The 23,241-nt window shown below is 74.8% G+C and carries 18 protein-coding genes; 13 read left to right on the top strand and 5 right to left on the bottom strand.

The window, feature by feature from the left end:
- Positions 1–41 precede the first annotated feature (41 nt).
- Together ACWD3O_RS04825 and ACWD3O_RS04820 are read left to right on the top strand one after the other, a co-directional pair.
- The gene (locus tag ACWD3O_RS04825) at positions 42–1,436 is read left to right on the top strand and encodes a peptidoglycan recognition protein family protein (RefSeq protein WP_451413439.1); all 1,395 of its coding nucleotides are present in this window, start codon (positions 42–44) and stop codon (positions 1,434–1,436) included.
- A 117-nt stretch (positions 1,437–1,553) separates the two neighbouring features.
- A complete protein-coding gene (locus ACWD3O_RS04820) occupies positions 1,554–2,639 on the top strand; it encodes a sugar phosphate nucleotidyltransferase (RefSeq protein WP_451414848.1) in 1,086 nt (361 codons plus the stop codon).
- A gap of 111 nt (positions 2,640–2,750) precedes the next feature.
- On the opposite strand, the gene ACWD3O_RS04815 is transcribed toward ACWD3O_RS04820, so the two are convergent.
- The 4 genes from ACWD3O_RS04815 to ACWD3O_RS04800 all read right to left on the bottom strand — a co-directional run bounded on the left by ACWD3O_RS04815 (position 2,751) and on the right by ACWD3O_RS04800 (position 6,643).
- A complete protein-coding gene (locus tag ACWD3O_RS04815) occupies positions 2,751–3,740 on the bottom strand; it encodes a DNA-3-methyladenine glycosylase family protein (protein WP_451414847.1) in 990 nt (329 codons plus the stop codon).
- Positions 3,741–3,794: 54 nt separating this feature from the next.
- On the bottom strand, positions 3,795–5,114 hold the full coding sequence (locus ACWD3O_RS04810; RefSeq protein WP_451414846.1) for a coenzyme F420-0:L-glutamate ligase: 1,320 nt from the start codon (positions 5,112–5,114) through the stop codon (positions 3,795–3,797).
- A complete protein-coding gene (gene cofD / locus ACWD3O_RS04805; protein ID WP_451414845.1) occupies positions 5,111–6,070 on the bottom strand; it encodes a 2-phospho-L-lactate transferase in 960 nt (319 codons plus the stop codon). The genes ACWD3O_RS04810 and cofD overlap by 4 nt, the downstream gene beginning before the upstream one ends.
- A 63-nt stretch (positions 6,071–6,133) precedes the next feature.
- A complete protein-coding gene (locus ACWD3O_RS04800; protein WP_451413444.1) occupies positions 6,134–6,643 on the bottom strand; it encodes a cysteine dioxygenase in 510 nt (169 codons plus the stop codon).
- A 759-nt stretch (positions 6,644–7,402) separates the two neighbouring features.
- Here ACWD3O_RS04800 and ACWD3O_RS04795 point away from each other — a divergent pair.
- The 3 genes from ACWD3O_RS04795 (at position 7,403) to ACWD3O_RS04785 (ending at position 13,291) form a co-directional block, all read left to right on the top strand.
- Positions 7,403–7,666: a WhiB family transcriptional regulator gene (locus ACWD3O_RS04795; RefSeq protein WP_108951581.1), complete on the top strand. Its 264-nt coding sequence runs from the start codon at positions 7,403–7,405 to the stop codon at positions 7,664–7,666.
- A gap of 217 nt (positions 7,667–7,883) precedes the next feature.
- On the top strand, positions 7,884–11,702 hold the full coding sequence (locus ACWD3O_RS04790) for a glycosyltransferase (RefSeq protein ID WP_451414844.1): 3,819 nt from the start codon (positions 7,884–7,886) through the stop codon (positions 11,700–11,702).
- Positions 11,699–13,291, top strand: coding sequence for a DUF5719 family protein (locus tag ACWD3O_RS04785; RefSeq protein WP_451413446.1), 1,593 nt, complete (start codon positions 11,699–11,701; stop codon positions 13,289–13,291). Before ACWD3O_RS04790 ends, ACWD3O_RS04785 begins: the two co-directional genes overlap by 4 nt.
- 164 nt (positions 13,292–13,455) lie before the next feature.
- On the opposite strand, the gene ACWD3O_RS04780 is transcribed toward ACWD3O_RS04785, so the two are convergent.
- The gene (locus ACWD3O_RS04780) at positions 13,456–13,908 is read right to left on the bottom strand and encodes a metallopeptidase family protein (RefSeq protein WP_451413458.1); all 453 of its coding nucleotides are present in this window, start codon (positions 13,906–13,908) and stop codon (positions 13,456–13,458) included.
- Positions 13,909–14,062: 154 nt separating this feature from the next.
- Here ACWD3O_RS04780 and ACWD3O_RS04775 point away from each other — a divergent pair, with 154 nt between their 5' ends.
- The 8 genes from ACWD3O_RS04775 to ACWD3O_RS04740 all read left to right on the top strand — a co-directional run.
- Positions 14,063–14,434 (top strand): DUF3499 domain-containing protein, encoded by a 372-nt coding sequence (locus tag ACWD3O_RS04775; RefSeq protein ID WP_451413447.1) that lies wholly within the window; start codon positions 14,063–14,065, stop codon positions 14,432–14,434.
- A 165-nt stretch (positions 14,435–14,599) separates the two neighbouring features.
- Positions 14,600–16,216: an L-lactate permease gene (locus ACWD3O_RS04770; RefSeq protein ID WP_451413448.1), complete on the top strand. Its 1,617-nt coding sequence runs from the start codon at positions 14,600–14,602 to the stop codon at positions 16,214–16,216.
- Positions 16,217–16,384: 168 nt separating this feature from the next.
- Positions 16,385–17,752 carry a phosphomannomutase/phosphoglucomutase gene (locus ACWD3O_RS04765; RefSeq protein WP_451413449.1) on the top strand — a complete coding sequence of 456 codons (1,368 nt, stop codon included), beginning with the start codon at positions 16,385–16,387 and terminating at the stop codon, positions 17,750–17,752.
- Between the two features lie 534 nt (positions 17,753–18,286).
- Positions 18,287–18,457: a Trm112 family protein gene (locus ACWD3O_RS04760; RefSeq protein ID WP_356135375.1), complete on the top strand. Its 171-nt coding sequence runs from the start codon at positions 18,287–18,289 to the stop codon at positions 18,455–18,457.
- Between the two features lie 66 nt (positions 18,458–18,523).
- On the top strand, positions 18,524–19,663 hold the full coding sequence (locus ACWD3O_RS04755; protein ID WP_451413450.1) for an SIS domain-containing protein: 1,140 nt from the start codon (positions 18,524–18,526) through the stop codon (positions 19,661–19,663).
- A gap of 77 nt (positions 19,664–19,740) precedes the next feature.
- Positions 19,741–20,892: a mannose-6-phosphate isomerase, class I gene (gene manA / locus ACWD3O_RS04750; RefSeq protein ID WP_451414843.1), complete on the top strand. Its 1,152-nt coding sequence runs from the start codon at positions 19,741–19,743 to the stop codon at positions 20,890–20,892.
- A 104-nt stretch (positions 20,893–20,996) separates the two neighbouring features.
- Positions 20,997–21,962 carry a cation diffusion facilitator family transporter gene (locus ACWD3O_RS04745; protein ID WP_451414842.1) on the top strand — a complete coding sequence of 322 codons (966 nt, stop codon included), beginning with the start codon at positions 20,997–20,999 and terminating at the stop codon, positions 21,960–21,962.
- A gap of 371 nt (positions 21,963–22,333) precedes the next feature.
- The coding region (locus ACWD3O_RS04740; protein ID WP_451414841.1) for an adenosylhomocysteinase at positions 22,334–23,241 on the top strand (908 nt) is incomplete at its 3' end.

Raw genomic sequence — 23,241 nt, 5'->3', positions numbered from 1 at the left:
GCTATGGACAGTTATGTCTGAATATGTCAAGGATTCGGGGTATGCGCGGATTCCTCTCTTCGACAGTCGCATCCTCCCTCGCCTCCTCACTGGGCATCACCTGTGCCACGTCGCTGGTGGTGCCCCTCGCCGTGGTGACGGCGGCCCCCGTGGCCGCGGCGGTCGGACCCCCCGCCCGGGCGTACGCCGAGGCCGCGGCCGGGGACGCCGGATCCACCCAGTCGCTGCCCCTGGCCCCCCTCGGCGGCCGCCGGGCCGCCACCGCCGTCCCCGGCCAGGTCGAGCGGGGCCTCGCCCGCCGGGACGTCCGGCCGTTCTCGCTGGTCGGCGTGGTCTGGGACGACCCCGACGCCGAGCTCCACGGCCGGGTCCAGGTCCGCACGCGCGCCACCGCGACCGGGAAGTGGAGTCCGTGGGCGGAGCTGGAGACCCACACCTCCGAGCACGGCGCCGACCCCGGCACCGACGAGGACGCCGCCCGCGGCGGCACCGCCCCGCTCTGGGTCGGCGCCTCCGACGGCGTCGAGGTCAGAGTCCGGCCGGGGGCCGACGGACACGACCACGCCGGGGCGGTCCCCGTGCTCCCGTCCGGGCTGCGGGCCGAACTCGTCGACCCCGGCACGGGCCCCGCCGCGGGAGCCCCCGCCGGGCGGGCCGGCGCCGGGCCGGAGGTCCTGCCCGCGCTGAGCCGTGAGGAGACCGCGCGGCAGGCGGCCCTCCCGCGCGCCGCCGCCCCGGGCACCCCCGACACCCCCGAGCCGGAGTGGGCCCAGGCCCCCGCCGCCCCGGCCGCCCCCGCCGCCGAGCCGGACGCCCCCCGGGCCGCGCCGTACATCGGCCCGCGCCCGGCGATCGTCACCCGCCGGGGCTGGAAGGCGAACGAGAGCCTGCGCGAAGGGGGGTTCGCCTACACGAAGAAGGTCAAGGTGGCGTTCGTCCACCACACCGCCACCGGCAACGGGTACACCTGCAAGCAGGCCCCCTCGGTCATCCGCAGTATCTACCGCTACCACGTGGGCAGCATGGGCTGGCGGGACATCGGCTACAACTTCCTCGTCGACAAGTGCGGCAAGGTCTACGAGGGCCGCGCGGGCGGCGTCGCCCGGCCCGTGATGGGCGCCCACACCCTGGGCTTCAACAGCAACAGCATGGGCATTGCCGTGATCGGCAGCTTTGGCTCGACCAAGCCCTCCGCGAAGGCCGTCCGCGGCATCGCCCGCCTCACCGCGTGGAAGCTCGGTCTGCACGGCATGAACCCGCGCGGCAAGACTTACCTGACGTCGGGCGGTGGCAATCGCTACCGAAAAGGCAAGAATGTACGACTGAACACCATCTCCGGGCACCGGGACGGATTCGCCACGAGCTGTCCGGGTGGGCGCCTCTACAGCAAGCTCGGCACGGCCCGGTCGACATCGGCCCGCTACCAGGGACGATGACGCCGGGGCGGAGGGGGCCGGCCGGCCCCTGACGCTCGCACAGCCATCGAACGGTCTGCGTACACTGGCCGGCCGACATCACGATCGGCCGGTCCCGGCAGGAAGCAGAGACGACAGGTGACAGAAGCGATCCTCCTGGTCGGCGGCAAGGGCACCCGGCTCCGTCCGGTGACGGTGAACACCCCGAAACCCATGGTCCGCGCGGCCGGGGTTCCGTTCCTCCAGCACCAGCTGGCCCGGGCCGCCGCCGCGGGCGTGGACCACGTGGTGCTCGCCACGTCCTACCTGGCCGAGGTGTTCGAGCCGTACTTCGGCGACGGCTCCTCCCTGGGGCTCCACCTCGAGTACGTCACCGAGCAGGAGCCGCTGGGCACCGGCGGCGCCATCCGCAACGCGGCGAGCCGGCTGAGATCCGGCCCGGAGGAGCCCGTCCTCGTCTTCAACGGCGACATCCTCACCGGCCTCGACATCCGGGCCCTGGTCCGCACCCACGCCACCAGCGGCGCCGACGTCTCCCTCCACCTCACCCGGGTCACCGACCCGCGCGCCTACGGACTGGTCCCCACCGACCCGACGGGCCGGGTGACGGCGTTCCTGGAGAAGCCCCAGACGCCCGAGGAGATCGTCACCGACCAGATCAACGCCGGCTGCTACGTCTTCCGCCGGTCGGTCGTCGACACCATCCCCGCCGGGCGGCCCGTCTCCGTCGAACGCGAGACGTTCCCCGACCTGCTGGCGGCCGGCGCGCACCTGCAGGGCATGGTCGACTCCACCTACTGGCTCGACCTCGGCACCCCCGAGGCCTTCGTCCGCGGCTCCGCCGACCTGGTCCTCGGCCGCGCCCCGTCCCCGGCCGTCCCCGGCCGCTGCGGGGACCGGCTGGTCCTGCCCTCGGCGATGGTGGCGGCCGACGCCAAGCTCACCGGCGGCACGGTGGTGGGGGAGGGCGCGCTGGTCGCCGAGGGAGCCCGGATCAGCGGCTCGACCATCCTGCCCGGGGCGATCGTCCAGCCCGGCGCCGTCATCACCGACTCCCTGGTCGGCGCGCGCGCCCACATCGGCGAGCGGACGGTCCTGACCGGGGCGGTCGTCGGCGACGGAGCGTTCGTGGGCCCCGACAACGAACTCCGGGCCGGCGCGAGGATCTGGTGCGACGCCCGCATCCCCGCCGGCGCCGTCCGCTTCTCCTCCGACGTGGCCTGACCCCCCTGCGGCGCGGGCCGGGGCCGTACGCACGTCGCGTTCGCACCGCGGCGGATCAGGCCCACCGTGCGGACGTGACGCCCCCACAGGCACGCCTCAGCACCGGGGGCGTCACCACACGCTGATGTCGCCCTTGCGCATCTTCGGCGCCCGCCGCGCGGGGAACCGCCCGCTGAGCAGCACCAGCCGCGCCGCCCGGTGCCGCTGCCCCGACTCCGCGTACGGCTCCAGCAGCCGCAGCATCTCCGCGTCGTCCGCGTCCCGGTCGTCGGCCAGCGCGTGGCCCACGATCCCCGGCAGGTGCAGGTCGCCGGTGGTCACCGCGTCCGCCGCCCCGTGCGACCGCTGGACCACCTCGGCCGAGGTCCACGGCCCGATCCCGGGCAGCACCTCCAGCCGCGCCCGCGCCGCCTCCGGCGCCATCCCCGCGGCCTCCTCCATCCGCTCGAAGACCCGCACGGCCCGCAGGATCGTCGCCGCCCGCTTGTCGTCGACCCCGGCCCGGTGCCATTCCCAGGAGGGGATCAGCGCCCAGGCCCGCGGGTGCGGCATCACCCGCATCCCCTCCGGCGCCGGCCCCGGCGCGGGCTCGCCGAACGCCCGCAGCAGCCGCCGCCACCCCCGGTACGCCTCGTCCGCGGTGACCTTCTGCTCCAGCACGGAGGGGATCAGCGACTCCAGCACCAGCCCGGTCCGCGTCAGCCGCAGCCCCGGGACCCGGCGCGCGGTCGCCCGCAGCAGTTCGTGACGGGCGACGAAGACGGAGGGGTCGTCCTCCAGCCCCACCAGCCCCGGCAGCCGCTCCAGCAGCCAGGAGGCACCCGGCCCCCAGGCCTCCCCGCGCACCGTGCCGAGCGTGGCCCGCGCGGTGACGCGCAGCGTCCCGGGGCCCAGGGGCGTCCGGGCGGCCCGCCACACCGCGCCGTCCGGCGTGAACCGGAACGACGGGTCGCCGGGACCGCGCCGCAGCACGCCCAGCACCAGGGCGAGGTCGACCGGGCCGCCGGGAACCAGCTCCCGGACCAGCCCGGGTCCTCCACCCTGCCGGGGCACGCCCGCGGCACCGCCGCGGGGCGCCCTCGGCGCGAAACGTCCTGCCATGCCCCCGAGGGTACGGTCCGCCCCGGACGCCCCGCGGGTCACGGCGGCGGCGGACTACCGGACCGTGACGAACGCCTCCGCCGTGCGCTCCGCGCGGGGCCGCGGCTCCTCGGCCGGATGCCCCACCGCGACGGCCCCCATCGGGTCCCAGCCGTCCGGCAGCTCCAGCACCTCGCGCACCACGTCCCGGCAGAACATCGTGGACGACACCCACGCCGACCCCAGCCGCTCCCCGGCCAGCGCGACCAGGAAGTTCTGCACGCCCGCGCCCATGGCGACGACGAACATCTCCCGCTCCGCGCCGTCCCGCCGGGCGTCGCCGTAGGTGTGCGAGCCGTCCATGATCAGGCAGGGCACCACCAGGTACGGCGCGTTGCGCAGCACGTCACCGCGCCGCACCCGCTTGGCGATGGACTCCTCCGTCTTGCCGTCGCGCCGCAGGTCGGCGATCCAGGCGTCCCGCATGGCGTCCAGCAGCCGGAGCCGCGACTCCTCGCTCTCCAGCAGCACGAACCGCCACGGGGTGGTGTGGTGCGGCGCGGGCGCGGTCACCGCGGCGGCGACGGCCCTGCGGACCGCGCCCGGGTCGACCGGCTCGTCGGTGAAGGACCGCACGGTGCGCCGCTGCGCGACCGCCTCCCGCACGGCCTCGGAGGTCCCCAGCCGGAACATGTCGTCCCGGGCGGACCGGACCAGCGCCCGCGCCCCCAGGAGATCGTCCGGGCCGCCCACCAGGTGGGAGAGCCCCCGCACGACGGCCACCGGCCGCCCCTCGGCCTTGCCCTTGACCAGGTCGCCGGCGGCCGCGAGTTCGTCCACGAGGGCGACGACGGTGGCCGACAGCGGGTTGCCGTGGGCGTCCGTGCCGCCGCGCAGGTCGTCGAGGACCCGGACCCCGGCCGCGCCGATGCCGACGTCGGTGAGCCCGTTGCGCCAGGGCCGCCCGAAGGTGTCGGTCACGATCACGCCGACGTCCACGCCCAGCGCGTCCCGCAGCCCCTCCCGGATCGCCCGGGCGGAGGCGTCGGGGTCCTCCGGCAGCAGCAGGACGGTGCCGGCGGGGGTGTTGGAGGCGTCCACGCCGGCCGCCGCCATGACCAGGCCCTGCCGGTTCTCCACGATCCGCAGCGTGCCGCGCCGGGCGACCACCCGGACCGTCTCGGCGTCGATCGCGGCCTCCCGGTCGGCGGCCGCCATGATCCGGCCCTCCGCCTTGGAGACGATCTTGGAGGTGACCAGCACCACGTCCCCGTCGGCCAGGTCCGGCTCGGCGGCGGCGATCAGCCGGGCGAGGTCGTCGCCTTCGCGGACCTCGGGCAGTCCGTCGACCGCCCGGACCCGGAACTCCGGCCGCGCCTCCCGTTCGGGGCTCACGCCTCCCGCACCTCCTCCGCGAGGGCCAGCGCCTCACGGGCCATGGCCGCGGTGGCGTCCAGGTCGGTCATCATCAGGGGAACGGCCCGGCAGCGGATGCCCGCCGCCTCGACCCGCCCCACCACCCCGGCGTCGACCGTGTCGACCAGCCAGCCGTCGAGCAGCCCCGAGCCGTAGTGCTCGGCGACCGCGGCGGCGGTGCTCTCGACGCCGACCGCGGCCAGCACCTTGTCCGCCATCCCGCGCACCGGCGCGTCCCCGACGATGGGGGAGAGCCCCACCACCGGCACCCCGGCCTCGGCGATCGCCTCCCGGATGCCGGGCACGGCCAGGATGGTGCCGACCGAGACCACCGGGTTGGACGGCGGGAAGAGGATCACGTCCGCCTCGGCGAGGGCCTCCAGCACGCCGGGCGCGGGCTTGGCCTGCTCGGCGCCGACCGGCACGATCGCCTCGGCCGGTACGGAGGCCCGCAGCCGCACCCAGTACTCCTGGAAATGGACCGCCCGCCGCTCACCGTCCAGCGTCACCGCGACATGGGTCTCCACCCGGTCGTCGGACATCGGGATCAGCCGCACGCCCGGCTTCCACCGGTCGCAGAGCGCCTCGGTGACGGCGCTCAGCGGGTAGCCGGCGCCCAGCATCTGCGTGCGGACGATGTGCGTGGCGAAGTCGCGGTCGCCGAGCCCGAACCACTCGGGTCCCACCCCGTAGGCCTTGAGCTCCTCCTTGACGTGGAAGGTCTCGTCGGCCCTTCCCCAGCCCTGCTCCTCGTTGATGCCGCCGCCCAGGGTGTACATCACCGTGTCGAGGTCCGGGCAGACCTTCAGCCCGAAGAGGTGGATGTCGTCCCCGGTGTTGCCGATCACGGTGACGGTCGCGTCCGGCGCGGCCGCCTTGAGACCGCGCAGGAACCGGGCACCGCCGATGCCGCCTGCCAGAACCACAATGCGCATGGGCATCAGTCTCGCAGGCCCGCCCCGGCGACCGGCAGGCGGCCGACGGGGCGTGGCGGCGCGTCAGACCGCGGCGCGCGCCGCGGCGGGCGCGGAGGCGTGCATCGGCATCTCGGTCAGGCCCGGGAAGTAGACGTGCAGACTGACCGCCGGTTCCAGGGAGTCGTTGACGATCTCGTGGACGTGCCCCGGCGCGAATACGCGCTGCGCGCCCGGTGCCAGGGTCCGCCGGGCCGCGCCGGCGGGGCCGGAGGCGGCGCCGCGCTCGGTCAGGGCGCCGTCCAGGACGGCCAGCACGCCGGAGGACGGGCCGTGGTCGTGCAGGCCGGTTCCCTGGCCGGGCAGCCAGGACAGGAGCCACACCTCGTAGCCGGGCCCGGTGAGCAGCCGGTGGTACCAGCGGGTGGTGGCGTCGTACCGGACCAGGTGCTCCCACCGGGCGCGGTCGGCGGCGATCTTCCGCGCGAGGCCGGCGAAGTCGGCCACCGTGGACGGGTGTTCGGGCTCCGGCTGGAGCAGGTGGGGGACCTCGAGGATGTCGCCGGCGATCTGCAGGTCGCTGTCGCTGTTCATGGGTGCGCGTGGTTCCTGTGGCGGGAGGGGCGGAAGAGGAACTGAGGAGTGGGGGAGGGGGTACGGCACCGCTTCCGCCGGGGTCCGGGTCACGGACCGTCACGGCTGGGCCCGGGTGGGGGCCTGGAGAGGCGGGTGGGACGACATGGTCCCGAGGGGTGCGCGGCCTGCCCGGAGATCGCCGGGCGGGCTACGGCCGGAGCGTCAGAGGCTCAACAGCCGGTGCGACAACAGGACCGGCGGCAGGGCCGACAGCCGACGCGAACGAGGGCAGCACCGAGAGACCCGGCGATGCGGGTCGGGGCGGATGCCGAGTTCGCGAACATGCCCCTCAGCAGACCGGGTCACACCTCGGGTGTCAACTCGACCCCTCGCGAATGGGACGGATTTCACCTTCTGGGGGTGTCTTGGAAGGAGGAAGGTTTGTGCCTGCGGTGACCGGGACACATGGCGCACAACCGGACGCGTCAAACCTGCCGGAACCGAGCGCCCCTCCGCGGCCGTGATCCAACTGTGATCGAGCCCGCTGCGGGGTGACCACCGACTCGCCGTCAGTCCGTCGAAGTTCAGGATGATTTGCACACTTTCGACGGGGCCTTGGTTCAGCAGGGTGAATAAGGGCCTCATTAGCAGATCCTGGCTTGACTCGCCCGGAGCGGCACACTTGTAATTTCACTCGTGTCGTTCGGCCACCGTCGGTAACGGCCGAATCACACGGGGACATCACGGGGACGCGGAAAGACAGACGAGGGGCGCAGCATGACCGAGCTGGTGCAGCAACTGCTGGTCGACGACGCGAACGAGGAGCTCGGCTGGCAGGAGCGCGCGCTGTGCGCCCAGACCGACCCCGAGTCCTTCTTCCCGGAGAAGGGCGGGTCCACGCGGGAGGCCAAGAAGGTCTGCCTCGCGTGCGAGGTGCGGTCCGAATGCCTCGAGTACGCGCTCGCCAACGACGAGCGCTTCGGGATCTGGGGCGGCCTCTCCGAGCGGGAGCGCCGTCGGCTGAAGAAGGCCGCCGTCTGAGAGTCCGATCGCCCGCGGGGCGACCGGACAGACGGCACAGTTCGTTCCACAACGTACGGCCCGTCGCCCGTGGGTTTTCCACAGGCGGCGGGCCGTTTGTCGCTCAGCCGTTAGTGTGGCTCTCCGTCCGAGACGCCACGTGGTCCCCAGCCGAGGCAGCAGCCCCCCGGGAACGCGGGCGTCCACCGCAGTCCATCGAACCGGGGCCTGTACCTCGATGACCGTGCACAGCCAAACGGCAGCCCACCAGACAGCAGTTCCTCAGGCGGGCGCCACTCCCGAGTTCCCGCGCCACGTGGTCACGGCGGTGCTCGTCGCACACGACGGCGCCCGCTGGCTCCCCGACGCGCTCGCGGGGCTGCTCGGCCAGGAGCGTCCGGTCCAGGACGCCTTCGCCGCCGACACCGGCAGCGCCGACGACTCCGCGCGCCTGGTCACCGAGGCGCTCGGCCCCGACCGCGTGCTGCACCTCGCCCGCCGCACCGGCTTCGGCCAGGCCGTCGACGAGGTCCACCGGACGGCGCCCGTCCTCACCCCCGAGGACCTGCCCTACCTCAAGCGGCCCAGCGGCTGGGACCCGGTCACCCGCTCCTGGCGGGACGAGGCCTACGACCTCCCCGACCTGCCCCACGGACAGCCCGTGCAGTGGCTCTGGCTGCTCCACGACGACTGCGCCCCGGCCCCGGACGCGCTCGCCCAGATGCTGGCCGTCGTCGAGCGCGAGGCCGAACTCGGCCACGAGGTCGCCGTCGTGGGCCCCAAGCTGCGCGGCTGGTACGACCGCCGCCAGCTCCTCGAGGTCGGTGTCACCATCGCCAACAGCGGCCGCCGCTGGACGGGCCTGGACCGCCGCGAACAGGACCAGGGCCAGCACGACTTCGTCAAGCCCGCCCTCGCCGTCTCCACGGCCGGCATGCTCGTCCGCCGCGACGTCTACGAGCAGCTCGGCGGCTTCGACCGCAAGCTGCCCCTGATGCGCGACGACATCGACCTGTGCTGGCGCGCCCAGGCCCTGGGACACCGCGTCCTCGTCGCCCCCGAAGCCGTCGTCCGGCACGCCGAGGCCGCCTCCCGCGAACGCCGCGACGTCGACTGCGTGGGCCGCACCGTCGCCTCCCCGCACCGCGTGGACAAGGCCGGCGCCGTCTACACCCTGCTCGTCAACAGCCCCGGCTCCGCGCTGCCCTGGGTGCTGCTGCGCCTGGTCGTCGGCACGGTGCTGCGCACCCTCGGCTACCTCGTCGGCAAGCTGCCCGGACAGGCGCTCGACGAGATCCGCGGCCTGCTCGGCGTGCTGCTGCGGCCCGAGCGGATCCTCGCCGGCCGCCGCCGCAGGGGCCGTCCCGCCGTCGGCAAGGCCGAACTGCGCGAACTCTTCCCGCCCCGCGGCGCCACCCTCAGGGCCACCCTGGAGCAGGCGGCGGGCAGCCTCACCGGCCGCTCCGACCCCGAGGCCACCACCGGCGCCGGCCGGCACGGCGGCGGCGGCGACTCCGGCGACGACGACCGGTTCGTCCAGCCCGAACAGCACGCCCGCCTCAAGCGCATCGCCCGCAACCCGGCCCCGGTGCTCTTCGCCGTGCTGCTGCTGGTCTCGCTCATCGCCTGCCGCTCGCTGTTCTCCGGCGGAGCGCTGGCCGGCGGCGCCCTGCTGCCCGCCCCCGGCAGCGCCTTCGACCTCTGGGCCTCCTACACCTCCGCCTGGCACGCGGTCGGCGCCGGCGGCACCGGCGCCGCACCGCCGTACCTCGCGGTGATCGCCGCCCTCGGCACGCTCCTCGGCGGCTCCGCGGGCCTCGCGGTGACGGTCCTGCTGGTCTGCTCGGTGCCGCTGGCCGGCCTGAGCGCCTACTTCGCCTCCCGCCCCCTGGTCCCCTCCCGGCTGCTGCGCGCCTGGGCCTCCGTGGTCTACGCGTTCCTGCCCGCCGCGACCGGCGCCCTGGCCGGCGGCCGCCTCGGCACCGCCGTGCTGGCGATGACGCTGCCCCTGATGGCCCGCGCCGCGGTCGCCGCGAGCGGCCTGACCGCGCGCGGCGACGCCCGCGGCACCTGGCGCGCCACCTGGGCGTACACCCTGCTGCTCACCCTCACCACGGCGTTCACGCCCATCGTGTGGCCGATCGCCCTGGTCCTCGGCCTCGGGGTGCTCGCGCTGCGCCGCCGCGACCTGGTCCCGTACGCGCTGCGCCTGGTCGCCCAGCTCGGCACGCCGCTGCTGGTGCTGGCGCCCTGGTCGCTCTCGCTGCTGCCCACCGGCTTCTTCACCGAGGCCGGCATGGACTTCGGCGACGGCGCCGCCTCGCCGCTGGACCTGCTCGGCGCCAGCCCCGGCGGCCCCGGCACGGTCGGCGGGCTGCTGCTGATCGGCGTGGTCCTGGCCGCGCTGGCCGCCCTGATGCGCGACGAGCGCCGCGCCCCGGTCGCCGCCGCCTGGGTCGTCGCCCTGACGGCCCTGCTCTTCGCCGCCCTGTCCAACGCCTCCGCCTGGGCCGGCCCGGCCACCCTGGTGTACGGCCTGGCGCTGCTGTGCGCCGCCGCCGTCGGCGCGGACGGCGCGCGGTCCCGGGTCGCCGAGCAGAGCTTCGGCTGGCGTCAGCCGGTGGCCGCGCTGATCGCGCTGGCCGCCGCCGTGGGCCCGCTGATCGCCGCGGTCGGCTGGATGGTCGCCGGCGCCGAGGGCCCGCTGGAGCGCCGCGACCCGGTGCAGGTGCCCGCCTTCGTCGCCGAGGAGAGCGGCGACGACGACCAGGCCCGCACGCTGGTCCTGGACAGCACCTCCCCGGCGCACGTCGGCTACACCCTGGTCCGCGGCTCCGGCGCCCGCCTCGGCGACGCCGACGTGGCGGCGGCCATGGGGGACAACGCGCTCCTCGACAAGGTGGTCGCCCACCTGGTGGCCGGTTCCGGCGCCGACCAGACCGACGAGCTCGGCGACTTCGCCATCCGCTACGTCCTGGTCCGCCCCGGCGCCCCCCGCGAGATCACCCGCGTGCTGGACGCCACGCCCGGCCTCAGCCGGCTCAGCCAGCAGGACGGCAGCGGCCTGTGGCGCCTGGACCGTGAGGTCTCCCGCGCCGTGATCCTGCCCTCCGCGGACGCCCCCGCGGGCAAGGCGCAGCCGGTGCCCGCCGGCCCGGTCGAGGTCACCGGCAAGGTCCCGGCCGGCCCCGAGGGCCGCGTCCTGCGCCTCGCCGACTCCTTCGACGACGGCTGGACGGCCACCGTCGACGGCGTGGAGCTGACCCCGGTGAAGCTCGACGGCTGGGCACAGGGCTTCCAGCTCCCGCCCGGCGGCGGCGCGCTGGAGGTCACCCACGACAGCTCGCTGACGCACGGGCTGTGGCTCGGCGCGCAGGCCCTGCTCGGCCTCACGCTGATCGTGCTCGCCCTGCCGGGCCGCCGCCGCGACATCGACGACGACCTGCCCGAGGAGGCCCCCGCGATCACCGCGGAGGACCTCGAGGGCGACGGCCGTCGGGCCCGCCGTCTGCGCGCCCAGGCCGAGGCCGAGGCGGCCGCCCAGGGCGCGGCCGTCCCGCGCCAGCAGGCGGACGAGCCCGCCCGCGGCGACGCCCGCGCCGACGCGGGCCAGGACGAGCCCGCGCCGGCCGAGGAGGCCTACGCGGCCGCCGCGCAGGGCACCGCCGCCCAGGGCCGCACCGGGTACGACAACGGCGGCTGGCCCGCCGAGTCCTACGACCCGTACGGGTACGGCGCCACCGGTGACACCTCCGGCGCGGGCGGCGGCGCGTACAGCGGCCCCTACGGCGACTTCGTGGCCGGGGACGCGTACACCCCCGGCCCCGGCGCGCAGGGCTACCCCGGCGGCCAGGACCACGCCGCCCAGGAGCCCGACGGGCAGGGCCACGACGGCCAGGGCCGCGACGGGCAGGGCCGCGACGGGCAGGGCCACGACGGGCAGGGCCACGACGGCCGGTACGGCCACGCGTACGGCGAGGAGTACGGCCGCGAGTACGGCCGGCAGCAGTACGGCCACGACTACGGCAGTGAGCGTCCCGACGGGAGCCAGCAGTGAACCGCACCATGTCCCTGATCGCCGGCGCGGTCGCCCTGGCCGCCGTCACGGGCGTCGCCGTGCTGACCGCCCCGGAGCCGCAGACCGCGGTGACGGCCGGGGCCACGGCCGCCGAGCAGCCCGTGGAGCGCACCAAGCTGCTCTGCCCCTCGCCCAGCCGCGCGGACATCGCCGACACCGTCCACACCGCCTTCACCCCGGTCACCGAGGGGGCCGCGGACGGCGGCACCGCCGAACTCCTGGCCGCCGCGGCGTCCTCCGCCGCCTACGAGGGGGACGCCGACGCCGACGCCGACGCCGACACCGACGCCGGTGCCGAGGAGACCGAACAGCCCGACGGGTCCGGGGAGGCCGGGGAGTCCGAGGAGTCCGGCGCCGCCGCGCAGAAGCCCTCCGGCAAGCCGGTGCTCAAGCTCAAGGAGCCCGGCACGCCCGTGGCCCGGAAGACCTCGGGCGGCGAGGAGCCCGCGCTGCTCGGCACCGCCGACGGCCGCTTCGCCCCCGGCTGGACGGTCCAGCAGACCACCTCGGTCGCCGTCGGCACGGGCCGCGGCCTGCACGGCACCGCCTGCAGCGTCCCGGACACCGACTTCTGGTTCCCGGGCGCCAGCACCGCCGAGTTCCGCACCGACTACGTCCACCTGACCAACCCGGACGACAGCGCCGCCGTGGTCGACATCGAGCTCTTCGGGCCCGAGGGCCAGCTGGAGACGTCCATCCCCGACGGCATCACGGTGCCCCCGCTGGGCACCGAGCGGGTCCTGCTCTCCACGCTCACCGACCAGCCGCTGCCGGACGTCACCGCGCACGTCAGCGTCCGCAGCGGCCGGGTCGGCGCCCAGGTGCAGGCGCTGGACACCGGCAGCGGCGGCGACTGGATCGCCCCCGCCGCCGAGCCCGCCGGCTCGCTGGTGCTGCCCGGCATCCCCGAGGACGCCACCTCGGTCCGCCTGATCGCCTACGCGCCCGGCGACTCGGACGCCGACCTCGCGCTCCGCCTCGCCTCGCCCTCCGGGGCGATCACCCCGGCCGGCCACGAGTCCCTGCACGTCAAGGCGGGCATGACCGCCTCCATGGACCTCAAGGACGTCACCCGCGGCGAGCCCGGCTCGCTGCTGCTCACCCCGACCGGGCGCGACATCCCGGTGGTCGCCGGGCTGCAGGTGGTCCGCGGCAAGGGCACCAAGCAGGAGACCGCGTTCATCCCCGCCACCGTCCCCGTCACCACCCGCGCCACCGCGCTCGGCAACACCGCCAAGGGCACCACGCTCTCCCTGGTGGCCCCGACCGCGGACGCCAAGGTGAAGATCACCTCCTCGGCCGGCACCGAGGGCGGCAAGGGCGCCTCGAAGACGTACGAGCTGAAGCGGGGAACCACCACCGCCGTCGAACTCCCCGTGCCGAGCGGCCTCGAGGGCACCTACGCGCTGGTGATCGAGCCGGTCTCGGGCGGCCCGGTGTACGCCGCGCGCACGCTCACCGAGAACCTGGGCGGCATCGCCGGGTTCACGGTGCAGACCCTCCCGGACGACCGCGGCCGGGTCGCCGTGCCGACGGCCGAGCAGGACCTGACGGTGCTGCAGGACTGACGCTGAACCGGACACCCCGCCGGCCGACCGCGCCGGCCGGGAGCCGCCCCCGCCGTGCCCCGGACCTCGCCCAGAGGTCCGGGGCGCGGCAGTTTCCGGCCAGGGCCCCGCGCGCCGGGCCCACGTATCGAGCCCGGAGCGGCGGGCAGGCCGCCCGCGGCGGCTCAGTCCTCGTCGTCGTACCGGGGGTCGACCGCCTCCGGGGTGAGCCCGAGCAGGTCGGCGACCTGTTCCACCACCACCTCGTGCACCAGCGCGGCCCGTTCCTCGCGGCCCTTGCTGCGGATCTCCACCGGGCGCCGGTAGACCACCACGCGGGCCGGCCGTCCGTCCCGCCCGGGAACCGTGCCGCCCAGCGGCACGGCCTCGTCGTTCCACGAGTCGCCGGGGCCGGGCGCGGGCGGCACCTCCAGCACCAGGAAGTCGACCTCGGCGAGCTGCGGCCAGCGCCGCTCCAGCCGTTCCACCGAGTCCTGCACCAGGTCGGCGAAGAGATCCGCACGGCTCGCGGCGAGCGGCACCTGCGGAGGCGCGATCGGGCCGCGCATGCCGCGGCCGTGGCGGTCCCGCCGGCGGGGCCCGGGGCCCGTCGGGAGGGGCGGTACGGGGTTCTCCATCACCGGTGCAGCGTAATCGCCCCGGCTCCGTCCCGCCCGCCCGCGCGGCGCGTCCCGGTTCTCCCCATTTGCCGCGTGTGTCGCCGCGACACGGGCGGGTGACCTAGGGGAGAGTCGTCGCGGCCCGCTCAAGAGTGCGGTACCGTCCATCGTCGTGAGCCCTGTACGTCGCTGTTCGCGCACCGCCTGCGGCCGACCCGCCGTCGCGACGCTGACGTACGTCTACGCCGACTCGACCGCGGTCCTCGGCCCGCTCGCCACCTACGCCGAGCCCCACTGCTACGACCTGTGCGCCGAGCACTCCGAGCGCCTCACCGCCCCGCGCGGCTGGGAGGTCGTCCGGCTGCTCGACGGCTCGGCCCCCGCCCGTCCCACCGGGGACGACCTCGAGGCCCTCGCCAACGCCGTGCGCGAGGCCGCCCGCCCGCAGGAACGCGCCGCCGAGGGCGGCGCCGCCCGGCCCGGCGACCCGGTGCAGGGCGCCCGCCGCGGCCACCTCCGCGTGCTCCGCTCGCCCGAGAACTGACGGCCCGTCCGGCCCTCCGGCACACCGCCGCCGTGCGGTGACCGTGTGCGTGCACACCCCACCGATCTCCTCGCGCACGCCCGTTGACGCACGCGCGTCGACCGCACCACGATGCCTCCACCCGTGCGAAACCACTTTCCGCATCACGGAATCCGGGAGGCGTTCGTGTACGTCCAGGAACTGGAACCGGTCGGCGGATCGCTGGGGCTGTCGGCACTCGTGGCCGCCCTCCCGCTGGTCACCGTCCTGGTGCTGCTCGGCGGGGTGAGGATGAAGGCCCACCTGGCCGGTCTCGTCGGACTGGCCGGAGCGGTACTGGTCGCGCTGTTCGCCTACGGGATGCCGCTGGGACAGACCGTCTCCGGCGCGGTCCAGGGCGCGGCCTTCGGCCTCTTCCCCATCATGTGGATCGTCGTCAACGCCCTGTGGGTGTACCGGATGACGGTACGCACCCGGCACTTCGACATCCTGCGCCGCTCCTTCGGACGGCTCTCCGACGACCCCCGCATCCAGGCCCTGGTCGTCGCCTTCTGCTTCGGCGCGCTCCTGGAGGCCCTGGCCGGCTTCGGCGCGCCGGTCGCCATCTGCGCCGTGATGCTGGTCGCCCTCGGCTTCGACCCGGTACGGGCCGCGGTGGTCGCCCTGGTCGCCAACACCGCCCCGGTCGCCTTCGGCGCGATGGGCACCCCGGTGGTCACCCTGGCCCAGGTCACCGGCCTCGACCTGGACACCGTCGCCTCGGTGGTGGGCCGTCAGACGCCGCTGCTGGCCCTGATCGTGCCGCTGGTCCTGGTCGGCCTGGTCGACGGGAGGCGCGGACTGCGGGAGACCTGGCTGCCCGCCGTGGTGTGCGGAGTCGCCTTCGCGGTGGCCCAGTTCGCCGCCTCCAACTACGTCTCCGCCCAGCTCGCCGACATCGCCGCCGCCCTGGCCGGCGCCGGCGCCCTGGTCCTCGTGCCCGGCGCGCGCAGGGCCGCCGCCCCCGAGGTCCGCGAGAAGGTGCTCACCGGCACCCGCAGCGACGACCTCGACGTCACCGACGACCGCCGCGAGGTGGTCCGCGCCTACGCCCCCTACGCGCTGATCGTGCTGATCTTCTCGATCGCCCAGATCCCGCCGGTCAAGGAACTCCTGGCCAAGGCCACCCAGGTCTACGACTGGCCGTTCCTGGACGTCGCCGCCCCGAACGGCGAGCCGGTGGGCGGCAACCTGTTCAGCTGGCCGATCCTCGCCACCGGCGGCACCCTGGTCCTCCTCGCCGGCCTGGTCACCGCCGTCGTGATCGGGGTCAGGGCGGCCGACGCGGTCAAGGAGTGGGCGGCCACCGTCCACGAACTGCGGTTCGCCATCCTCACCGTGACCAGCGTGCTGGCCCTCGCCTACGTGATGAACCTGTCCGGACAGGCCGCCACCATCGGCCACTTCGTCGCCGCGGCCGGCGCCGGACTCGCCTTCCTCTCCCCGGTGCTCGGCTGGTTCGGCGTGGCCGTCTCCGGATCCGACACCTCGGCCAACGCCCTGTTCGGCGCGCTCCAGGTGACCGCCGCCCAGCAGGCCGGCCTCTCGCCCGACCTCCTCGCCGCCGCCAACAGCTCCGGCGGCGTCCTCGGCAAGATGATCTCCCCGCAGAACCTCACCATCGCCTGCGCCGCCGTCGGCCTGGCCGGCAAGGAGGGCGACCTGCTGCGCAAGGTCCTGCCCTGGAGCCTGGGCCTGCTGCTGGTGATGTGCCTGATCGTTCTCGGACAGAGCTCGGCGGTCCTTGGCTGGATGCTTCCCTGACGGAGCGTCGGCCTCCACGCCCCCCACCGACGCCGCACGGCCTCCCACCAGCACCGCACGGACCCCTGCCCGGCCCGCCGTCGCCCGGACGGCGGGCCGGTCGCACGGTGTGGCGAAAAGTGCGGAGGGTAACTTGGGGTCATCAGCCGACTTCCAGGAGGACAGGCCGTGGCCGTAGATCTGTCGCAGCTCGTGAAGGCGTACGACGTGCGCGGTGTGGTGCCGGACCAGTGGGACGAGCCCATGGCCGAGCTCTTCGGCGCCGCCTTCGTCGACGTCGTGGGCGCCGGTGCGATCGTCACCGGGCACGACATGCGCCCCTCGTCGCCCGGTCTGTCCCGCGCCTTCGCGCGGGGCGCCGCCGCGCGCGGCGCGAACGTCACCGAGATCGGCCTCTGCTCCACCGACCAGCTCTACTACGCCTCCGGCGCGCTCGACCTGCCCGGCGCGATGTTCACCGCCTCGCACAACCCGGCGCAGTACAACGGCATCAAGATGTGCCGCGCGGGCGCCGCCCCGGTCGGCCAGGACACCGGTCTCGCCGAGATCCGCGCCCTGGTCGAGGGCTGGGCCGAGACCGGCGGCATCCCCGAGGTCGCCGAGCGGCCGGGCAGGATCACCCAGCGGGAGACCCTCGACGACTACGCCGCCCACCTGCGGTCCCTCGTCGACCTCACCAGCATCCGCCCGCTCAAGGTCGTGGTCGACGCCGGCAACGGCATGGGCGGCCACACCGTCCCGACCGTCCTCGGCGGCCTGCCGCTCGACGTCGTCCCGATGTACTTCGAGCTGGACGGCACCTTCCCCAACCACGAGGCCAACCCGCTCGACCCGGCCAACATCGTCGACCTGCAGAAGCGGGTCCGCGAGGAGGGCGCCGACCTCGGCCTCGCCTTTGACGGCGACGCCGACCGCTGCTTCGTGGTCGACGAGCGCGGCGAGCCGGTCTCCCCGTCCGCGATCACCGCGCTGGTGGCCTCCCGCGAGCTGGCCAAGCACGGCGGCGAGGGCGTGGTCATCCACAACCTGATCACCTCCTGGTCCGTCCCCGAGGTCGTCAAGGAGTGCGGCGGCACGCCGGTGCGGACGCGGGTCGGCCACTCCTTCATCAAGGCCGAGATGGCGAAGTCCGGCGCGATCTTCGGCGGCGAGCACTCCGCCCACTACTACTTCCGCGACTTCTGGAACGCCGACACCGGCATGCTGGCCGCGCTCCACGTCCTCGCCGCGCTCGGCGGGCAGGACGGCACGCTGTCCGAGCTGGTCGCCCAGTACGACCGGTACGCGGCGTCCGGCGAGATCAACTCCACGGTGGACGACCAGGCAGGACGCCTCGCCGCGCTCAAGGAGACCTACCAGGGGCGTGAGGGCGTCACCCTCGACGAGCTCGACGGCCTCACCGTCACCGCCGCGGACTGGTGGTTCAACGTCCGCCCCTCCAACACGGAACCGCTGCTGCGCCTCAACGCCGAGGCCCGCGACGAGGCCACCGTCAACCGTGTCCGCGACGAGGTCCTGGCCATCATCCGCGGCTGAACCGCCTTCCTCCGCGGGCGGCCCCGGGCCGCCCGCGGCCCCCGCGCAGGCGCGCGGCGACTCGCCGCGCGGCGGCCGTGCCGGGGTCGAGGCGGAGGACCGGCCCCCGCGGCGGCACCCACGCCACGGCCGACGGAGACTTTCGCCTCGGCACCGCCCCTCACCGCGCCACCGGTGCGGATCCACGCAGCGTGCCTCCGCCACCGGCCCGGCTACGAACCCCGCTCCGGACCGCCGCGGGAGCATCCGCGGCGGCTCCGGCGGTGGACCGAACCCCGCGGCGGGACCCGGCGACGGACCCGCGGCGGCCCCCGTTGCGGCACCGGTGGTGGCACGGGCGGTGGTTACCGGCGGTGGACCCCCGCGGCGGGGCCCCCGCACCGGACCGGCCGGGACCCCCGCACCGGACCGGCGGCGGCGCCCACAACGGCGCCCGCGACGGCACCCGCGGTGGACCCCCGCAGCCGCGCCTCCGGCCCGCGACCGACCGGGTACGCTGACGTGGCCCTACAGACCCACCCTCCGGAGGACACCATGCCGCTCGAACCCGGCCTCCTCGAGATCCTCGCCTGCCCGGCATGCCACGCTCCCCTCGAGGAGCGGGACACCGAACTCGTCTGCACCGCCGAGGACTGCGCCCTGGCCTACCCCGTCCGCGACGGCATCCCCGTGCTGCTCGTCGACGAGGCCCGCCGCCCCGCCTAGTCCCGGCCGGGCGAGACGGCCGCACCGCGACCCGACGACACCATCCGGCGCCGGAGGCTCCCCGCCATGTTCGACGAATCGCTGCTCGACGACCCCGACGGCCTCGCCACGGCGGACCGGCGCACGCTGCTCCGCGGCGCCGCCGAGGCGGGCGCGCGCGTGCGGATAGCGCTCCGCAACGCGGACGAGGCCGGCGTCCCCGGCCTGCGTCCCGACGGCCGCCCCCGCGCCGTACTGATCGCCGGCCCCGGTGCGGCCGCCACCCACACCGCCGACCTCCTCGGCACCCTGGCCGGTCCCGGCAGCCCCGTGACCCGCCTGGCCCCCACCGGAGTCGCCCCCGCACCGGGCGCCCTGCGCTGGGACCTTCCCGGCTGGGCCGGCTCCCAGGACCTCCTCCTGATCGCCACCCCCGCCGGCACCGAACCCGGCCTCTCGCTCCTCGCCGAGCAGGCCTACCGCCGCGGCTGCACCGTCGTCGCCGTCGCCCCCCGCCGCAGCCCGCTGGCCGACGCGATCGGCGTCTCCCGCGGCCTGTTCCTGCCCATGGCGCCCGTCCACCAGGTGGGCGACCAGGACACCCCGGTGACCCTCACCGCGTCCGCCCCCGGTGTCCTCTGGGCCCTGCTCACGCCGCTGCTCGCCCTCCTGGACCGCACCGGCGTCCTGCACGCCCCGCCCGGCACGCTGCAGAAGGTCGCCGACCGCCTCGACGCCGTCGCCGAGCGCTGCGGTCCCGCCGTGCCGGCCTACGGCAACCCCGCCAAGACCCTCGCCGCCGAACTCGCCGAGTCCCTGCCCGTCGTCTGGACCGAGGGCGAGTCCGCCGGCCCGGCCGGACGCCGGTTCGCCGCCGCCCTCGCCGAACTCGCGGGCCGCCCCGCCGTCGTCGCCGAGCTGCCCGAGGCGCTGGACGCGCACAGCACCCTGCTCTCCGGCCCCCTCGCCGCCGGCGGCGACCCGGACGACTTCTTCCGCGACCGCGTGGAGGAACCGCAGGCCCTGCGCGCCCGGGTCGTCCTCCTGCGCGACCGCCCCACCGGCGGCCTCAGCGCCGCCCCCGCCGCCCGGGACCTGGCCCTAGGCCATGACACCCCGGTCAGCGAACTGTCACCGGAGGACGGCGAGGAACTGGAGACCCTGGCGGAACTGATCGCCATCACCGATTTCGCCGCCGTTTACCTGGCGCTCGCCTCGGGTGTCTGAGCTGGAGCCCGACACACCGAACCCGCCCCGGAACCCCCGGCGCAGGGGACACGCCGAGACATCCGGAGACGAAGGGCATGGACCTCCTCACCAACACCATCCGCCCCTACGCCTGGGGCTCCACCACCGCGATCGCCGATCTCGTCGGCGAGCAGCCCACCGGTGAGCCGCAGGCCGAGATGTGGATGGGCGCCCACCCGGGCGCGCCCTCGCGCACCCCGCGCGGCAGCCTCCCCGACGTGATCGCGGCCGACCCGGACCGCGAGCTGGGCGCCGGGACCGTCGCCCGCTTCGGCCCCCGGCTGCCGTTCCTGCTCAAGCTGCTCGCCGCCGCCCGGCCGCTGTCGCTGCAGGTCCACCCCGACCTCGTCCGGGCCCGGCAGGGCTACGAGGACGAACAGCGCCGCGGCATCCCCGTCGACGCACCGCACCGCAACTACAAGGACGCCAACCACAAGCCCGAGCTGATCTGCGCGCTCACCGACTTCGAAGGGCTCTGCGGGTTCCGGCCCGCCACGGAGACCGCCGACCTGTTCGAGGGCCTCGGCGTCCCCGGCCTCGCCCCGTACGTCGAGACCCTCCGCACCCTCCCCGAGGCCGACGCGCTGCGCGAGGTGTTCACCGCGATCCTCACCGGCGACGGCGAGGAGACCGCCCGCACCGTCACCGACACCGCGGACGCCTGCGCACGGCTCGGCGGCCGGTACGAGGTCTACGCCCGGATAGCGGCACACTGCCCCGGCGACCGCGGTGTCCTCGCCTCGATGCTGCTGCACCACGTCCGCCTCGCGCCCGGCGAAGCGCTCTACCTGTCCGCCGGCGTCCCGCACGCCTACCTCCGCGGCCTGGGCGTCGAGCTGATGTCCACCTCCGACAACGTGCTGCGCTGCGGCCTCACCCCCAAGCACGTCGACGTCCCCGAACTGCTGCGGGTGGTCCGCTTCGAGTCCTGCGGCGCCGAGGCGCTCCGCCCGCGGGTCCTGCCGGACGGCGAGGAACTGTACGAGACCCCCGTGGACGAGTTCCGCCTCTCCCGCCACCGGCTCTCCGACGCCGCCCCCGCCGCCGACCTGACCCGGCCCGCGCCGCAGGTGCTGCTCTGCACCGAGGGCGCCGTCCGCGTCGGGGAGCTCAAGCTCACCCCCGGCGCGTCCGTGTTCGTGCCGGCGGGAGAAAGAACCGAAGTGTCCGGGAGCGGGACGCTTTTCCGGGCAACCGTGTCCTGCTGAGGACCGCGCGTACGCACGGCCGCCGACCCTGGGGGGCGACGGCCTGCAACAATGCCGACGGTCAACGGATGTGACGGCTGAGCAGGAAGGAACCACCCGAACTCATGAGCGCGTCAGGCGGAACCAAGGCGATCGTCGCGGCACTGGCCGCGAACCTGGCGATCGCGGTAGCTAAGTTCGTGGCGTTCCTCTTCAGCGGCTCGTCCTCGATGCTGGCGGAGAGCGTCCACTCGCTGGCCGACTCCGGCAACCAGGGACTGCTGCTCGTCGGCGGCAAGAAGGCCAAGCGCGAGGCCACCCCGCAGCACCCCTTCGGCTACGGCCGCGAGCGCTACATCTACGCCTTCCTCGTCTCCATCGTCCTCTTCTCCGTCGGTGGCATGTTCGCCCTCTACGAGGGCTACGAGAAGATCAAGCACCCGCACGAGCTGGAGCACTGGTACTGGCCGGTCGGCGTGCTGGTCTTCGCGATCATCGCCGAGACGTTCTCCTTCCGGACCGCCATCAAGGAGTCCAACGAGGTCCGCGGCGGCCTCTCCTGGTCGCAGTTCGTGCGCCGCGCCAAGGCCCCCGAGCTTCCGGTCGTCCTGCTGGAGGACCTCGGCGCGCTGGTCGGTCTGATCCTCGCCCTCGGCGGCGTGAGCCTCGCCATCCTGACCGGCAACGGAGTCTGGGACGGCGTCGGCACCCTCTGCATCGGTGCCCTGCTCATCGTGATCGCCGTCGTGCTCGCCGCGGAGACCAAGTCGCTGCTGCTCGGCGAGGCCGCGGGCCTCGAAGAGGTCAAGAAGATCGAGGCAGCCGTGGTCGACGGCGACACCGTGCCCCGCCTCATCCACATGCGCACGCTGCACCTCGGCCCCGAGGAGCTCCTCGTCGCCGCCAAGATCGCGGTGAAGGCCGAGTCCTCCGCGGCCGAGATCGCCTCCGCCATCGACGCAGCCGAACAGCGCGTCCGCGCGGCGGTCCCGATCGCCCGCGTCATCTACCTCGAGCCCGACATCTACAGCGAGACCGCCGCGGCCGCCGGCGCCGACCCCGCGGCCAGCCCCGGCGGCGCGTCCCACTGACACGCCCCCGCTGCTCCAAGGGCCCGCCCCGGCACCTCGCCGGGGCGGGCCCTTGCCGTTCCCCTCTCCGTCACACCCCACGGCCCGTGCCGCCGCGTTGCCGTCGGACCGGGGCCGGTTCTTCCCGGTGGACTGGGGCCCGACCGGCCCACCGGTGTAGCTTGGGACGGAGCCAGACGTCGCTGCTGATGGCGGTCGGGCGGCTCCGCGCGGTGAGCGACGGTGCCGGCCGAGGGAGAGAGGGCCTCCGACGGACTGCGCTGCGCGCGCGGGGGCACAATCGTGCCCGCGGGCACACCCGTGCCCGGAAAACGCCGTCGCGCAGACCAGCCGTATTCGACCTCGACCCTATTCGCGAGGAGCAGCACTTCATGACTGTCGACAACCGACAGGACTTCAAGGTCGCCGACCTGTCCCTGGCCGAGTTCGGCCGCAAGGAGATCACCCTGGCCGAGCACGAGATGCCCGGTCTGATGGCGATCCGCAAGGAGTACGCCGAGGCGCAGCCGTTGCGGGGTGCCCGGGTTACGGGTTCGCTGCATATGACGGTGCAGACCGCTGTGCTGATCGAGACGTTGGTCTCGCTCGGTGCGGAGGTGCGGTGGGCGTCGTGCAACATCTTCTCCACCCAGGACCATGCCGCGGCCGCGATCGCGGTCGGTCCGGACGGTACTCCGGACGACCCGCGGGGTGTCCCGGTGTTCGCGTGGAAGGGGGAGACGCTGGAGGAGTACTGGTGGTGCACGGAGCAGGCGCTGACCTGGCCGGACAGCCCGACCGGTGGTCCGAACATGATCCTCGACGACGGTGGTGACGCCACCCTCCTGGTCCACAAGGGTGTGGAGTACGAGAAGGCCGGTGAGGTTCCCGCGCTGGAGACCGCGGAGTCGGAGGAGCACCTCGAGATCCTGCGTCTGCTGCACCGCACGATCGGTGAGGGCACGCAGAAGTGGACGCAGCTGGCGTCGGAGATCCGCGGCGTCACCGAGGAGACCACCACGGGTGTGCACCGGCTGTACGAGATGCAGCGTGACGGTGTGCTGCTGTTCCCGGCGATCAACGTCAACGACGCGGTGACGAAGTCGAAGTTCGACAACAAGTACGGCTGCCGCCACTCCCTGATCGACGGCATCAACCGTGCCACGGACACGCTGATCGGTGGCAAGACCGCGGTGGTCTGCGGTTACGGCGACGTCGGCAAGGGCTGCGCTGAGTCGCTGCGCGGCCAGGGCGCGCGGGTGATCGTCACGGAGATCGACCCGATCTGCGCGCTGCAGGC

The organism is Streptomyces sp. NPDC002640 (genome assembly GCF_053592575.1).
This window is presented reverse-complemented; position numbering and strand designations above follow the sequence as displayed.